General features: G+C 62.2%; 14 protein-coding genes. 5 read left to right on the forward strand and 9 right to left on the reverse strand.

Translation table 11 applies throughout. The features are described from left to right. Window positions 1–170 precede the first annotated feature (170 nt). Window positions 171–1,508 carry an aspartate aminotransferase family protein gene (locus tag J2Z31_RS21100; protein ID WP_209604290.1) on the reverse strand — a complete coding sequence of 446 codons (1,338 nt, stop codon included), beginning with the start codon at window positions 1,506–1,508 and terminating at the stop codon, window positions 171–173. A gap of 147 nt (window positions 1,509–1,655) precedes the next feature. Between J2Z31_RS21100 and J2Z31_RS21105 the strand changes: the two genes are divergently transcribed. The 4 genes from J2Z31_RS21105 to J2Z31_RS21120 all read left to right on the forward strand — a co-directional run bounded on the left by J2Z31_RS21105 (window position 1,656) and on the right by J2Z31_RS21120 (window position 4,796). Beyond that, complete coding sequence (locus J2Z31_RS21105) at window positions 1,656–2,204, forward strand: cupin domain-containing protein (protein ID WP_209604292.1); 549 nt, start codon at window positions 1,656–1,658, stop codon at window positions 2,202–2,204. A gap of 218 nt (window positions 2,205–2,422) precedes the next feature. Then, window positions 2,423–2,938 carry a 50S ribosomal protein L19 gene (rplS, locus tag J2Z31_RS21110; protein ID WP_209604294.1) on the forward strand — a complete coding sequence of 172 codons (516 nt, stop codon included), beginning with the start codon at window positions 2,423–2,425 and terminating at the stop codon, window positions 2,936–2,938. 217 nt (window positions 2,939–3,155) lie between these two features. Continuing rightward, on the forward strand, window positions 3,156–3,965 hold the full coding sequence (locus J2Z31_RS21115; protein ID WP_209604296.1) for a transporter substrate-binding domain-containing protein: 810 nt from the start codon (window positions 3,156–3,158) through the stop codon (window positions 3,963–3,965). Between the two features lie 9 nt (window positions 3,966–3,974). Then, window positions 3,975–4,796: an amino acid ABC transporter permease gene (locus J2Z31_RS21120; RefSeq protein WP_209604482.1), complete on the forward strand. Its 822-nt coding sequence runs from the start codon at window positions 3,975–3,977 to the stop codon at window positions 4,794–4,796. 70 nt (window positions 4,797–4,866) lie between these two features. Here the strand turns inward: J2Z31_RS21120 and J2Z31_RS21125 are convergent, their stop codons facing one another. From J2Z31_RS21125 to J2Z31_RS21155, 7 genes are all read right to left on the reverse strand, one after another. Continuing rightward, window positions 4,867–5,733, reverse strand: coding sequence for an RNA polymerase factor sigma-32 (locus J2Z31_RS21125; RefSeq protein WP_209604299.1), 867 nt, complete (start codon window positions 5,731–5,733; stop codon window positions 4,867–4,869). A 397-nt stretch (window positions 5,734–6,130) separates the two neighbouring features. Continuing rightward, the gene (locus tag J2Z31_RS21130; RefSeq protein WP_209604301.1) at window positions 6,131–6,700 is read right to left on the reverse strand and encodes a CarD family transcriptional regulator; all 570 of its coding nucleotides are present in this window, start codon (window positions 6,698–6,700) and stop codon (window positions 6,131–6,133) included. 411 nt (window positions 6,701–7,111) lie between these two features. Further along, entirely contained in the window at window positions 7,112–7,450 is a 339-nt protein-coding gene (fdxA, locus tag J2Z31_RS21135; RefSeq protein ID WP_209604303.1) for a ferredoxin FdxA, read from the reverse strand. Between the two features lie 253 nt (window positions 7,451–7,703). Next, complete coding sequence (locus tag J2Z31_RS21140; RefSeq protein WP_209604305.1) at window positions 7,704–8,114, reverse strand: RNA-binding S4 domain-containing protein; 411 nt, start codon at window positions 8,112–8,114, stop codon at window positions 7,704–7,706. Window positions 8,115–8,123: 9 nt separating this feature from the next. Then, on the reverse strand, window positions 8,124–11,108 hold the full coding sequence (locus J2Z31_RS21145; protein WP_234939554.1) for a helicase-related protein: 2,985 nt from the start codon (window positions 11,106–11,108) through the stop codon (window positions 8,124–8,126). Between the two features lie 1,029 nt (window positions 11,109–12,137). Then, complete coding sequence (gene phbB / locus J2Z31_RS21150; protein ID WP_209604308.1) at window positions 12,138–12,863, reverse strand: beta-ketoacyl-ACP reductase; 726 nt, start codon at window positions 12,861–12,863, stop codon at window positions 12,138–12,140. A gap of 113 nt (window positions 12,864–12,976) precedes the next feature. Then, the gene (locus J2Z31_RS21155; RefSeq protein ID WP_209604310.1) at window positions 12,977–14,158 is read right to left on the reverse strand and encodes an acetyl-CoA C-acetyltransferase; all 1,182 of its coding nucleotides are present in this window, start codon (window positions 14,156–14,158) and stop codon (window positions 12,977–12,979) included. A 224-nt stretch (window positions 14,159–14,382) separates the two neighbouring features. Between J2Z31_RS21155 and phaR the strand changes: the two genes are divergently transcribed. Further along, a complete protein-coding gene (gene phaR, locus J2Z31_RS21160) occupies window positions 14,383–14,961 on the forward strand; it encodes a polyhydroxyalkanoate synthesis repressor PhaR (protein ID WP_209604312.1) in 579 nt (192 codons plus the stop codon). Between the two features lie 293 nt (window positions 14,962–15,254). On the opposite strand, the gene rpmF is transcribed toward phaR, so the two are convergent. Next, window positions 15,255–15,440 (reverse strand): 50S ribosomal protein L32, encoded by a 186-nt coding sequence (gene rpmF / locus J2Z31_RS21165; RefSeq protein WP_003535764.1) that lies wholly within the window; start codon window positions 15,438–15,440, stop codon window positions 15,255–15,257. Window positions 15,441–15,478 lie beyond the last annotated feature (38 nt).

The following is a 15,478-nucleotide window of genomic DNA, read 5'->3' on the forward strand; positions in this document are numbered from 1 at the left end:
ACCCTTCCCCACAGGTGGGAGGGGCTTTGGCGCCCGTTGCAATCGCCTGCCATTCTCGAACCGTCCAGCCCGTTGCATCAACAATGGGTAGGGACGGTGCGGCAGGCTAAGCCCCTCCCGCTTGTCGGGAGGGGTTGGGGAGGGTCTTCACCGGCTAAGTATCAGTCCGGTTATTTCACCCGCTTCAGCGCGTCGCCGAGGATCGAGACGATCTCGGCGATCTGCTGTCTTTCGACGATCAGTGGCGGCGAGAAGGCGATGATGTCGCCGGTGACGCGGATCATCAGCCCCTTCTCGAAGCAGTCGACGAAGACGTCATAGGCGCGGGCGCCGGGAGCGCCATCGCGCGGGCTGAGCTCGATGCCGGCAATGAGGCCGATGGTGCGGATGTCGACGACGCTCGGCAGGCCTTTCAACGAATGCATCGCCTCGTGCCAGTCCTCCTGCAGCTCGGCGGCGCGCGTCATCAGGCCTTCGTCGCGATAGATATCGAGCGTGGCAATGCCGGCGGCACAGGCAGCCGGATGGCCGGAATAGGTGTAACCGTGGAAGAGCTCGATCTGCCCCTCCGGCCCATGCATCAGCGCGTCGTGAACCTTGCGGCTGGCGAAGACCGCACCCATCGGGATCGCGCCGTTGGTGAGGCCCTTGGCGGTGGTGACGATATCCGGCGTCACGCCGAAATAATCGGTCGCGAAGGTCGCGCCGAGGCGGCCGAAACCGGTGATCACCTCGTCGAAAATCAACAGGATTCCGTGCCTGTCGCAGATCGTCCGCAACCGCTCGAGATAGCCCTTCGGCGGAATCAGCACGCCGGTCGAGCCGGCAACGGGCTCGACGATGCAGGCGGCGATCGTCTCGGCGCCGTGCAGCGCCACCAGCCTTTCGAGATCGTCGGCGAGTTCGGCGCCATGTTCCGGCTGCCCCCTGACGAAGGCGTTCTTCGCGAGGTCATGGGTGTGGCGCAGATGATCGGAACCCTGGAGCTGCGGGAAGACGCGACGGTTGTTGACGATGCCTCCGACGGAAATGCCGCCGAAGCCGACACCGTGATAGCCGCGCTCGCGGCCGATGAGCCGGGTGCGCGTCCCCTGCCCGATCGAGCGCTGATAGGCGAGCGCGATCTTCAGGGCGGTGTCGACCGACTCCGAGCCGGAGCCGGTGAAGAAGATCCGGTCGAGCCGGGCATCGGGGCCACCGGGAGCGATCTCGGCGAGCCGCTCGGCGAAGTCAAAGGCGATCGGATGGCCCATCTGGAAGGAGGGGGCATAATCCATCGTCGAAAGCTGGCGCTCGACGGCCGCGGCGATCTGGCGACGACCGTGGCCGGCATTGACGCACCAGAGACCGGCCGTGCCGTCGAGAATCCTGCGCCCGTCGATGCTGGTGTAATGCATGCCCTCCGCAGACGTCAGCAGGCGTGGCGCGGCCTTGAACTGGCGGTTGGCAGTGAAGGGCATCCAATAGCTGTCGAGAATCGGCGTATTCGGCTTGTTGTGGGCGTTCATGGCAATCCTCCTGACCGGTTGCACGATAGACGTCATGATTTGAATGCCCGAACAAGTCCTTTTCTTCGTCTCCCTAACGCATTGGATTTACTGGCGCCTAGCTGATAGAATTGCAATATTTCGAACAAGATCAACACGGGATCTGCGATGAGCGTCGATATCGGCAGCCGCCTGCGCCAGGTGCGGCTGATGCACAATCTCTCCCAGCGCGAACTCGCCAAGCGCGCCGGCGTTACCAACTCCACCATCTCCCTCATCGAATCCAACGCCTCCAATCCCTCGGTCGGGGCGCTGAAGCGAATCCTGGACGGCATTCCGATAGGGCTTGCGGAGTTCTTCTCCTTCCAGCCGGAAAAGCCGCGCAAGGCCTTCTATGCGGCGGAGGAACTGGTGGAGATCGGAAAGGGGCCGATCTCCTATCGGCAGATCGGCGACAATCTCTTCGGCCGCAGCCTGCAGATCCTGAAGGAGTGCTACCAGCCGGGTGCGGATACCGGCAAGGTGCCGCTGGTGCATGAGGGCGAGGAGGGCGGTATCGTGCTCTCCGGCCGGCTGGAGTTAACGGTCGATGACGAGCGGCGCATCCTCGGGCCGGGCGACGCCTATTACTTCGAAAGCCGGCGCCCGCACCGCTTCCGCTGCATCGGGCCGGTGCCCTGCGAGGTGATCAGCGCCTGCACCCCGCCGACCTTCTGACCGACAGGGGCATGGCTCTTCTCCTGCGAGAAAATCCACTTTCGGGGATGACAAACCGGCCGCATTGGTGTAAGTGCCGGCCGGTTCGGGTTCCCGCCCGTCGACCATGAACAAAGAATGGTGAAACCGCTCCTGCCCCATGGGCAAGGCCTTAAGGAAAACCGACAGGCCGGTCGAGAGCGCTCTGGCTGTTTCAGAAGAAAGCAAAGGTTAGACCGATGAACATCATCCAGCAGCTGGAAGCCGAACAGGCCGCCAAGATCGCCGCCAAGCGCACGCTTCCCGAATTCTCCGCCGGCGACACCGTTCGCGTCAACGTCCGCGTCGTCGAAGGCAACCGTACCCGCGTCCAGGCTTACGAAGGCGTCTGCATCGCCCGTTCCGGCGGCGGCATCAACGAGAGCTTCACCGTCCGCAAGATTTCCTATGGCGAAGGCGTCGAGCGCGTCTTCCCGGTCTATTCGCCGCTCGTCGAAAGCGTCGAAGTCGTTCGCCGCGGTAAGGTCCGTCGTGCCAAGCTCTACTACCTGCGCGATCGTCGCGGCAAGTCGGCGCGTATCGTCGAGAACACCGGCACGCGCGCCCGCAAGCTGAACGAAGCAGAGCGTCAGGCCGTCGCCGACGAAAAGGCACGCATCGAGGCTGAAAAGGTCGCAGCCGCCCAGGCGCTGGCCGCCGAGAAGGCAGCCGCCGAAGCCGCCGAGGCACAGGCAGCGGAAACCGCCGCAGAATAAGAATTGCAGTTCCTGGAACTGGCAAATAAGGCGGCTTCGGGCCGCCTTATTTTTTGACCTGCCGCTGGAAACCTGCGGAGTATCCACCCGCTTCCCGTCGCGTGTTCAAGAACAAGTCACCGCCATCGCGGCTCGCCCCCGAATATGACCTATTGGCTTGTATTCCCGTGAGATTTCGTGACATCTTCTGTCGCCACAAATTTCCAGGAGTTCTTCCATGACAATCCGCCGCCATGTGCTCGCGGGCATAGCCGCTGCCCTCGCCCTTCCCTTCGCCTTCTCCGTCCCCGCCAAGGCGAGCGATCTTCCGGATCTCGGCGGCAGGACCGTCGTCGTCGTGACCGAGAACGCCTATCCGCCGCTGCAATTCGTCGACCCGAAGAGCGGCGAGGCGGTCGGTTGGGAATATGACGCGATGAACGAGATCGCCAAGCGGCTGAACTTTAAGGTCGAATACCAGAATGTGAGTTGGGACGCGATGATCCAGGCGATCTCCGACGGTCAGTACCAGATCGGCATGACCGGCATCACCATCAAGGATGATCGCAAGGAGAAGGTCGACTTCTCCGATCCCTATATGCGGTCTCAGCAGTTCATGCTGGTGCGCAGCGATGAGACGCGTTTCAAGGACGCCAAGAGCTTCGCCGCGGTCGAGGATGCTCTGATCGGTGCCCAGCCGGGCACCTCGCCCTTCTACACCGCCGTCTACGAAATCCTCGACGGCAACGAGCAGAATCCGCGCATCAAGCTGTTCGAAACCTTTGGCGCCACCGTGCAGGCACTCACGGCCGGCGACGTCGATCTCGTGTTGACGGACAGCGTCGCGGCCCAGGGCTATGTCGATGCGTCGGAAGGCAAGCTGAAGGTGACAGGCGAACCGCTCGGCACCGAGGATTTCGGTTTCATCTTCCCCAAGGGCTCCGATCTCGTCGGCCCGGTCAATGCCGCGATCAAGGCGCTGAAGGAGGACGGCACCTTCGATGCGCTCAACAAGAAGTGGTTCCTCGACTACAAGATGGGCGGCTGATCGGTGACGATGGCGCCGGTCCAGCCATCCGGAACAACCGAGAAGGGCGACTATCCCTGGTGGCTGGTCGCCCTTCTCGCGATTGCCGGGATCCTTGCCGCGGTCATCGTGGCGAATGACATATTCGCCCAGGTTTTCACCGTCGTCGTCAAGGGCATCGGCGTCACCGTCTTCGTCACGCTGACGGGCTTTGCGCTGGCGACCGTGCTCGGGCTTGGCGTCGCGTTGATGGCGCTCTCGGAGCACGTGGTGCTCCGGCAGGTCGCGCGTTTCTACACGGAGGTGATCCGCGGCGTGCCGATCCTGGTGCTGCTGTTCTATATCGCCTTCGTCGGTGCGCCGGCGCTGGTGGTGACCGTCAACTTCCTTGCATCGCCCGTCATTGCGGCAGGCTGGGTGGAACCCATCGTCGTCCGCGACATCTCGCTGATGTGGCGGGCAATCATCGCCCTGATGATCGGCTATTCGGCCTTCATCGCCGAGGTCTTTCGCGCCGGCATCCTGTCCGTCGACAAGGGGCAGATCGAGGCCGCAAAGGCCCTAGGTCTCTCGCGCTACCAGCGGTTCCGCCTTGTCGTGTTCCCGCAGGCGATCCGCGTGATCCTGCCGCCGCTCGGCAACGACTTCGTGGCGATGGTCAAGGACTCCTCTCTCGTCTCCGTCCTCGGGGTCGCCGACATCACCCAGATGGGCAAGGTCTATGCGTCCGGCTCATTCCGCTTTTTCGAGACCTATTCGATCGTGGCCTATGTCTATCTGATCCTGACGGTTGGCCTCTCGCTCGCACTGAGGGCGCTCGAGCGACGACTGCGGCGGGCTGACACGCGGTAGCGGGCGCACTGGGTCTCCTCCCCTTGTCGGGAGGAGTTGGGGAGGGAATCAATGTTCGGCGAGCCGTTTCTCAATGCATGCCCGCCGTCAAGGCGGGTGCCTTGGCGGCCAAGGCCGCGCGCAATTTTTCCAGCGCCCGCGTCTCGATCTGGCGCACTCGCTCCTTCGAGATGCCAAGAGTGGCACCGAGTTGCTCGAGCGTCGCACCATCTTCCGAGAGCCGCCGTGCGCGGATGATCTTCATCTCGCGGTCGCTGAGCTGACCAAGCGCATTGTGCAGCCAACGACGAGCACGTTCGCCGTCGATCATGTCGCTGACCTGCTCGTCGGGCAACGGCGCATCGCTTGCAAGGAAATCGAGGCGCGCGCCTCCCTCGACATCGCCATGCCCGACGGGCGCCTGTAGCGACGCGTCGTTACCGGAAAGGCGGGCATCCATTGTCTGGACATCGGCGAGACTGACGCCGAGAGCAGCGGCAATCTCCTCATGGACTGCCTGCGACGTCAGCTGCCGGTCGCCTTGGGCGAGGCGGGCCCTCAGCCGACGCAAGTTGAAGAACAGCGCCTTCTGAGCCGAACTCGTTCCACCTCTGACAATCGACCAGTTGCGGAGCACGTAATCCTGCATCGACGCGCGAATCCACCAGGTGGCGTAGGTCGAAAACCGCACCTCCCGGCTTGGCTCGAAGCGCGCGGCCGCCTCCAACAGGCCGATATGGCCCTCCTGCACGAGGTCGCCCATCGGTAGGCCAAAACTGCGGAACTTGGCCGCCATCGCCACCACCAACCGCATGTGCGACATCGCAATCTTGTTACGCGCCTCCTGGTTATGGTCGTTCCGCCACGCCTCAGCCAGCGCATGCTCTTCGTCCCGCTCGAGATAGGGGGCATCCATGGCAATCTTGATCAAACGCCGGTCTGCGGTGAGAGTCTTCATCGATTGCTCCGTCCTGGCGCTGAACGCCTTCGCGTTGAAGAAAGGCCAAACGCCGCCTGCGCGTTCGGCAAGCTCAATCGGCGCAGCTTGACGAAACAAGAAAGCGCCCTAGATCGAAGAATACGAACCTGAGACGGTGAGGAATCACAGACCAAGAACGCCGGGGCACGGACGCGTCCCGGAAACGTCAAACGTACGCGGGGTCGAAAAGTTCCTTCGACGAACGATTTTTGATTGCAACGTAAAAGCGATGCACGGCGCCGTTCTGTCGCGTACCTCTATCCAGGTAAGACGCACAACGAAAAAGCCCGGCTCGAGAGCCGGGCTTTTGGTTTTGGACTACTGCGGCGCGCGTCTTATACGCGCAAAGGTCGCCGTATTTCCGAGATCGGTGTGATTACGCTGCTTCGTCCTGGGTGTCGTCTTCGTCGATGGCCTTGCCGCGCTTCGGCCCTTTGTTCAGGTTCGCCTCGACGAGACGTACGGCCTCCGTTTCCGACATCTTGTTCACCGCTGCGATTTCGCGCGCCATGCGGTCGAGCGCGGCTTCATAGAGCTGGCGCTCGGAATAGGACTGTTCCGGCTGGTTTTCCGCGCGATAGAGATCGCGAACCACTTCCGCGATGGAGATGAGGTCGCCGGAATTGATCTTGGCATCGTATTCCTGGGCGCGCCGCGACCACATGGTCCGTTTGACGCGTGCCTTGCCCTGCACGACCTTCAGCGCACGATCGACGAAATCGGTCTCCGACAGCTTGCGCATGCCGATGCTGACGGCCTTGGCCACCGGCACCTTGAGACGCATCTTGTCCTTCTCGAAATCGATGACAAAAAGCTCGAGCTTCATGCCCGCAACTTCCTGCTCCTCGATTGCGACGATCTGGCCAACGCCATGGGCCGGATACACGATCGATTCACCGGTCTTGAAGCCTTGGCGCGTTGAAGATTTCTTCTGCTGGGTCGTCATTCGTTTCAAACACTCCCTGTTGCACACCCGGCCTCAAAGGCCGGGCCGGGTGGGTGAAGCCCGGTGAGACGGGGATTCCGCCGGGTGGGGTCCATCCTGGTCCGTCCAACGAAACGCAAACAACCACATACGCCGCAGTCACAAGCAACGGAACGTTGCATATCTGGAGAGGGCCGCGTTGTGGAGATCGTTTGCTTTCGTGATGGTTTTCGGGCGCGCAAAAGCACCCTCTGTGGATCAGTTCCCGCAACCTACCACAAAAAACTGTCGAAATCAATGATTTGCTGCATGGCAGCGATCGAGCTGCCAAGCTCGCCCCCCCCCGTGAGACACCGGAGGGATTTCCCAGATTTGCTGCCCCGCCATTGCTGCCGGTCCGTCAACCGCGACGAACAAAGCAGATCGGCGATCTCAGTCGCCCTGTCCCGGTTCGGCGGAGAAATACTTCTCGTATTTCCCTTCGATGCCATCCATCTCCTTGGCTTCGGGCAGGGGGTCCCGCTTGACCGTTATATTTGGCCACTTCGTGGCAAAATCAGCGTTCACTTTCAACCACATATCGAGGCCAGGTTCGGTGTCCGGCTTGATCGCCCCGGCAGGACATTCCGGCTCGCACACGCCGCAATCGATGCACTCGTCGGGGTGGATGACGAGGAAATTCTCCCCTTCGTAGAAGCAATCCACCGGGCAGACTTCCACACAATCCGTGTACTTGCAGCGTATGCAATTGTCGGTCACGACATACGTCATGAGGTACTCCAGCCAATGCTCACATTTGGTGGCAGACGGCAATCGAGAGTGATTCCGGTCGTCCGCGCATGCTAGGAATGTCCGGCGCGCATAGCTGCCGAAGCAGAGCCGAATGTCACCTAACGTGGCTTGTGACGTAAAGGCTTCGGGCGCCCATTGCAAGAATTATCCATGCGCGATTTGCCGCGAAATAGGCAGAGTTTTTCGCCCTCGTCGGTGTTTCGGATCGAAGCGTCCGCGACCTTCATTAGCCTCAATCGCCCTCGTCGGCACCGGGCTTCAGCCGATCGGTCTCGCGCCGCTCCCGCTTCGTCGGTCGCCCCGCGCCACGCTCGCGCGTCGCTTGCTCGAAGGGCGTCAATTTTCGGACAGGCGCGGATGGTGTCATATCCTCGTAAAGGAGCCGGGCCTCCTCATAGGGGCCCCGCCGCGTTCCCGGCAACAGAACTCGAAGGACGAGGTCGCGTCGGTCGAGGGACAGTTCCAGCGTGTCGCCCACCCGCACCTGCGCGGCGGATTGCGTCACCCGCGTGCCGTTGACCGCCACGAACCCGGCCTCGATCGCCTTCTGTGCGAGAGAGCGCGACTTGATCAGCCGGGCGAAGAACAGCCATTTGTCGAGCCGCTGGCGCGCTGCAGACGGAGACTGTGGCTGTTCCTCCATCGCTCAGGCCTACTTCTTCAGTTGCTCCTTGAGAGCGGCGAGCTTCGCGAAAGGCGAATCCGGATCGATCGGCTTCTCCTTGCGTTGCGGGCGGCTGTCGAACTTGCCGCCGCGGTCATGCCGCTCATGCCGGTCCGGACGCTCCTTGCGCTGGCCCCCCGGCTTGCCCTCCTGGGCCTTGGCGCGCGCCGGCGTACCCTTGCGGCCACCGTCTCGGCCTTCCGCCTGGCCGTGACGCTCGCCCTGGCGCTTTCCGCCGCGGCGCTGGTCGCCGTGATGGCGGCCGCCCCGCTGGTTTTCCTGGCGCGTGCCAGGGCGCCACAGAAGCACCGGCTTCGGTTCGACCGACGCTTCCGTCTCGGCCGGTGGTGCTTCTTCGGCGGTTGGCTCCGCCGTCACTGCCCCATCCTCGCCGCTTGCCTGGCCCGCGGCCTCCGTCGTTGCCGCTTCCGGATCAACATCGGCCAGTTCCGGAGCCGTTTCGGTGGCTGGAGCAGGCTCGACCGTTGCGCCGGCCTGGCTTGCGAGGAAGGCAGCCGCCTCCTCCGCCGTCACGACATCGGCGCGATAGCCGAGGCCCTTGAGAATTTCCTCCATGTCGTCGGCCGTGGCGCCGAGAATGGACAGCATCGAGGTCGTCGCCGTGAAGCGGCGACCGTCATAAGCGCCTTCCGGGCGCGGTGCCGAACCTGGTGTCCACTGCAGCAGCGGTCGGATGAGATCGGCGAGGCGCTCCAATATGTCGATCCTGACCGCGCGCTTGCCGAGATAGCGGAAGCCCGCGAGCCTGTAGAACGTCCGTTCGAAGGACGGGTCGGTGACGACGGAGGTGCGGCCGGCGGCGAGCATAGGGATCAGTTCGCCGTAACCGGGCTTGTCGAGGCCGTCGTTCTTGAGCGCCCAGAGCAGCGTGATCAGTTCCGCCGGTGCCGGCTTCAGGAGCGCCGGCAGGAATATGTGATAGGCACCGAAGCGAACACCGTATTTGCGGATCGATGCGCGGCTTTCCTGATCGAGCGACTTCACCTCCTCAGTGACGTCGCGGCGGAAGAGGACGCCGAGATTTTCGACGAGCTGGAAGGCAAGCCCCTTTGCGAGCCCCTCGAGATCCTCCGCGCGCGAAATGTCGTCGAGCGGCTTCAAGACCGTACTGATGTGATAGTTCACGAAGCGCTCGATGCGCGCCAGCACATGCTCGCGAGCATTGGCCTGGAGTTGCTCGTCGGCGAGAAGAATGACGCGCGGACGCATGACATGATCGCTCGCGGCGAGCCGCGCGACGGGATCGCCGAGCCAACGCACGAGGCCTTCAGACGACAGCGCCAGATCGTTGTTGCCGGCGGCATGGAGACGAGCGGCGCGCGCCTCGAATTCCAGCGCAAGCGCCTTCTGTGCGGCACCCTGGACGGCCTTCGCATCCGCGCCCTCGCCGGCAGCCAAGGTGAACCGGAAACCGGTTAGCTGACCTACGTGGTGGCCCTCAACGAAGACATCACCGTTCACACTGATTTCTGCTTCCAGCATCGCATTCTCTCTCAGGCGCTTCATGAGCACAGATGTCCTGCGATCAACAAAGCGTTTCGTCAACCTTTCATGTAAGGCGTCGGACAATCGATCTTCGATTTCCCGCGTCTTTTCTTGCCAGTGTGTCGGATCGGCAAGCCACCCGGGCCGGTTGGACACATAGGTCCAAGTCCTGATCTGCGCAATTCGCGCCGAAAGTGTGTCAATCTCGCCGTCCGTGTGATCGGCACGACGAACCTGCTCGGCCATGAAGTCCTCGTTGACCCTGCCGTCCCGAACGAGATCCGTATAGATCGTCGAAATCAGGTCGGCGTGCTGGGCCGGCGTTATGCGGCGATAATCCGGCAAGGCGCAGGCTTCCCATAGTTTCTCGACTCGCTCGGCCGTGGTGGCGACATCCATCACCTCCGGATAACGCGACAGGTGCTCCAGCGCCTGCTGATCGACGGCCGGCAGGGCGCGCGCCAGTCCCGAGACTGCGGGTGCGGCCTCGAGGCTCATCTTCAATGCCTTCAGCGAGGAGAAATCGAGCGCTTTGGAACGCCATTGCAGCACCCGCACCGGATCGAATTCGTGCGATTCGATGCGTTGGACGAGCTCGTCTTCGAAAGGGTCGACGCGTCCCGTCGCGCCGAAGGACCCGTCACGGATATGCCGGCCTGCCCGCCCTGCGATCTGGGCGAGCTCCGCGGGGTTGAGATTGCGGTACTGATAACCGTCGAACTTGCGATCCTGCGCGAAGGCCACGTGATCAACGTCGAGATTGAGCCCCATGCCGATTGCATCGGTCGCGACGAGATAGTCGACGTCACCTTCCTGATAAAGCGCCACCTGGGCATTGCGGGTGCGCGGCGAGAGCGCGCCCAGCACGACGGCCGCCCCGCCCCGTTGCCGCCGGATGAGCTCGGCGATCGCATAGACCTCGTCGGCGGAAAACGCGACGATCGCCGAACGATTCGGCAGGCGGGTGATCTTCCGGGTGCCGGCATAGAGGAGCTGCGACATGCGCGGCCGCTCGACCACGGTGATGCCGGGCAAGAGATGCTCGAGAATGGGCCGCATGGTCGCCGCGCCGAGCAGAAGCGTCTCGCCTCGGCCACGCAAGTGCAGGATCCTGTCGGTGAAAATATGGCCCCGCTCCAGGTCGCCCGCGAGTTGCACTTCGTCGATCGCAACGAAGGACGCCGTCGTCTCGCGCGGCATCGCCTCGACGGTGCAGACCGAATAGCGGGCGCGATGCGGCGCGATCTTCTCCTCGCCGGTGATCAGCGCGACATTGTGGTGACCGACTTTCTCGACCAAGCGCGTATAGACCTCGCGCGCGAGCAATCTTAGCGGCAGGCCGATGACGCCGCTGTCATGCGCGATCATGCGGTCGATTGCATAATGCGTCTTGCCTGTATTGGTGGGCCCGAGCACCGCGGTCACGCCGCGGCCGCTCAGGATCATGGATTGAAAGGACAAGGTCATCGATCCCGGGCAGTCTCAACGAGCCGGTGGGCTTTCGCGTCCCGGCGGGAAACAGATGCCCACGCGCAGTGCCAAACGCAAGGGGCGTGAACGATTAAAAGCGACGGGCTGTCACGACCATATGTAGCGGCTGCATCTCGCGCGTCCATATTGACGTTTGGAACAGCCGCGGAACGAATCGGCGACGAATCGACGACTCGCATCGATTCACTGTATGTTCACGGCTACATATAGACTGTGTTGGCCAGACTCGCACGAGATGCTGAATCCAGGTCGGCAATGCTCGTCTCGGCTACCTTGACCGCATCTATCGTGCTTACCGGGTCGGGATTCGGCCCAAAGGATTCCGAATCCAAGACTCTGGAAAACATGGAAATTTTAACTCTGATTCGCAGCGAGTCTTAAAGAACCGGGGAATGAGAATCGTTGCCGCACCATTGCCAAAGAGGTTCGGCGCATGGGGAGAATCGCCGGCAATAGGGATTTTCCGAGTATGTTCGCCACAAGATATAGATGGCTCACTGTACCGAAGTGAGGTCGAAATCAGTTCCCCGCCCGACCATGCCTTGGCCCGATCAAGCACTGGAATGAGGGAGAGAGCCGTACAGATTGCGCCGACACGCCGCCCGAAGGCATCCGCGAAGGCTTCGTCCCGTGTCGATGCGAGGTCGTCGAAGATCGGCTGCTTGAACTGCGAGAGCGTCAGATCGCATCGCCTAGCATCGATGCGATTGCAATAGTGCATGCGGTCGTGTGTCCGGTTGTCAGGATTTCGCCGCCGAAAATATCCTGCGCGGCCGGCGCGATGAGCGCACTGGCCCCGAGCAGGATTCTCGATCGAAGATTTGCTTGAGCTTGCCGGCGACCAGCGCGGGATGGTTTTCCGCCCGCATCCCGCGCTGACTTTCTAGAATCGATCACGTTTATGATTTAGGTCGATCCGACCAAAATCCTCGTGATCTAAGCATGCTCCAGCGCCTGCTGGAGGGCGGAGATGCAGCAATAGGTCCTCACCGCCCGCTTTCGCCATCAGGTGAAGTACTGTCCGCCATTGGCCGAAATCGTCGAGCCGGTGATGAAGCCGGCGTCGTCGGAGGCGAGGAAAACGACGCAACGCGCCACTTCCTCCGGCTCGCCCAGGCGGCCGACGGGGATCTGCGGGATGATCCTTTCGTTGAGCACCTTTTCCGGCACGGCGCGCACCATTTCGGTACCGATATAGCCCGGGCAAATCGCATTGACGGTGATGCCCTTCGCCGCCCCCTCCTGGGCCAGCGCCTTGGTGAAGCCGAGATCGCCGGCCTTGGCGGCCGAATAGTTCGCCTGGCCCATCTGTCCCTTCTGGCCGTTGATCGAGGAGATGTTGACGATGCGGCCAAAGCCACGATCGCGCATGCCGGACCAGACCGGGTGGGTCATGTTGAAGAGCCCGGTCAGATTGGTGTTGATGACCTCTCCCCATTGCTCCGGCGTCATCTTGTGGAACATCGCGTCGCGGGTGATGCCGGCATTGTTGACAAGGATCTCCACGGGCCCGAGCTCGGCCTCCGCCTTGGCGATGCCATCGACGCAGGCCTGATAGTTGGAGACGTCCCATTTGTAGACAGGAATGCCGGTTTCCTGTTTGAAGGCCTGGGCCTTTTCGTCATTGCCGGCGTAATTTGCGGCCACCTTGTAGCCAGCCGCCTTCAGCGCGACGGAGATTGCAGCGCCGATACCGCGGGACCCGCCCGTAACCAATGCTACCCTGCTCATGTTCGCCTCCCGTTCGGTTGATTGTAATTCGCGAAAGTTTGCTCATGCGGCCCGGGAGCCCGGGCCACAAGCACTCGATTCCATTCGATGCAAGCACGCATGGCGGCTGCCGGTTACATGCGCTCCACGCACATGGCGACGCCCATGCCACCGCCGATGCAAAGCGTGGCGAGGCCCTTGGAGACGCCGCGCCTCTTCATCTCGAAGAGCAGCGTGTTGAGGACGCGCGCGCCGGAGGCGCCGATCGGGTGGCCGATCGCGATCGCGCCGCCATTGACGTTGACGATCGACGGGTCCCAACCGAGATCCTTGTTGACCGCGCAGGCCTGCGCCGCGAAGGCTTCGTTGGCTTCGACGAGTTCCACGTCGCCGACGGACCAGCCTGCCTTTTCGAGCGCCTTGCGGGAGGCGGGGATCGGGCCGGTGCCCATGATCTGCGGGTCGACGCCGGCCGTCGCCCATGAGACGATGCGGGCGAGCGGCTGAATGCCGCGCCGCCCTGCCTCGGTCTCGGTCATCAGAAGCGTCGCGGCGGCGCCGTCATTGATGCCCGAGGCATTGCCGGCGGTCACCGTTCCCTCCTTGTCGAAGGCCGGGCGCAGCTTCGCCATCGACTCGAGGGTGGCGCCGTGGCGGATATATTCGTCCTGATCGACGGTCACGTCGCCTTTGCGCGTCTTGACGATGAAGGGCACGATTTCGTCGGCGAACCGGCCGGCCTTCTGAGCAGCTTCCGCCTTGTTCTGCGAGCGGAGCGCGAATTCGTCCTGCTCCTCGCGGGTCAGCTGCCACTTGCGCGCGACGTTCTCGGCGGTGGTGCCCATGTGGTAGCCATAGAAGGCGTCCGTCAGGCCGTCCTTGATCATCGTGTCGATCATCTTGTAGTCGCCCATCTTCACGCCGCCGCGAAGGTGGGCGCAATGCGGCGCCATCGACATCGACTCCATGCCGCCGGCGACGATGATATTCGCATCACCGGTTGCGATCTGCTGCATGCCGAGCGCGACGGCGCGCAGCCCCGATCCGCAAAGCTGGTTCATGCCCCATGCGGTCTTTTCCTGCGGGATACCGGCCTTGATTGCCGCCTGGCGGGCCGGGTTCTGACCTTCTCCTGCCGGCAGCACCTGGCCGAGAATCACCTCGTCCACCTCACCCGCCTCCACCCCGGCGCGCTCGAGCACCGCCTTGATGGCGGTTGCGCCCAGCTCATGCGCAGGCGTGCTGGCGAAGGCACCGTTGAAAGACCCGACGGCGGTACGGGCGGCACTGGCGATCACGATGGAGGGATTGCTCATCAGACGTTTCCTCTTCTTGCTTGGCCTCGTGGCCACACTGGCAAAGGCAGGAGCCCGAGTCAAACGCCATGATGACGCGCTACAAAAGCTTCACGCTCGGCCCAATTCATCATATTTTTGCACCCGCGTCGCCGCATCGCACAAAGAGATTGTCAGCGGCGCGCTTTTGCGGATACTCTGAAAAACACAATAAAGACGGGACCATGGGTGAGAGGAGACCCCTGATGGCGAAGAGCGAAGGCCAGATCGTTATCAAGAAATATGCGAACCGGCGCCTCTACAACACCGGGACGAGCACCTATGTGACCTTGGACGACCTGGCCGTCATGGTGAAGCGGGGGGAAGACTTCGTCGTACAGGACGCCAAGTCCGGCGAGGACATCACCCATTCCGTACTGACGCAAATAATCTTCGAACAGGAGTCGAAGACCGGGAACACGCTTTTGCCGATTTCCTTCCTTCGGCAACTGATTTCCTTCTATGGCGACCAGATGCAGATGGTGGTGCCGAGCTACCTTGAACATTCGATGCAGGCCTTCACCGATCAGCAGGCGCAAATGCGCGAGCAGATCAACAAGGCCTTCGGCGACACGCCGCTTGGCAAGAACCTGCAGGTGCCGCTGCAACTGGTCGAGGAGCAGGTCCGGCGAAACACCGAAATGTTCCACCAGGCGATGCAGATGTTCTCGCCCTTCATGGCCGCTCCTCCGGCCAAGGATACGAAGAAGCCTGAGGCCAAGGACATCGACGAACTCAAGGAGCAGCTGCGCGCACTCCAGACGAAGCTGGATAATCTGGGCTAGCTGGAAATTCCCCTCCCCAACCCGTCCGCGCGGGGAGGAGGAGCACTTCGCCTCTGCGACACACACTGTCTCAAGTCATCGAAGCTTGTCCAGCCGTCCTGCGCCCACTAGCGAGTCGACGCTGCTGGCAACCGACTACTCAGCCGTCCGCGGCAGCTTGCGCTTGTGAGGACAGAAGGGGAGCGGTTGAGCACGGTTTCGACGGCCTACGGCCGCTCGCGTCAAAGAACTCGCGTCAAAGAAAAAGGGCCGGCAATGCCGGCCCTTCGAACTCCATCCGAAATGGACAACGCTTATGCGTTTTCCTTCGGCGTCAGAACCTGACGACCGCGATACATGCCGGTCTTCAGGTCGATGTGGTGAGGACGGCGCAGTTCGCCGGAGTTCTTGTCTTCGATGTAGGTCGGAGCCTTGAGGGCGTCAGCGGAACGGCGCATGCCACGCTTGGACGGGCTCGTTTTTCTTTTCGGTACAGCCATTTCATTCTCCACTTATCGGGCAAAACACTGTTCAGCAG

Source organism: Sinorhizobium kostiense (assembly GCF_017874595.1).
Taxonomy (GTDB): domain Bacteria; phylum Pseudomonadota; class Alphaproteobacteria; order Rhizobiales; family Rhizobiaceae; genus Sinorhizobium; species Sinorhizobium kostiense.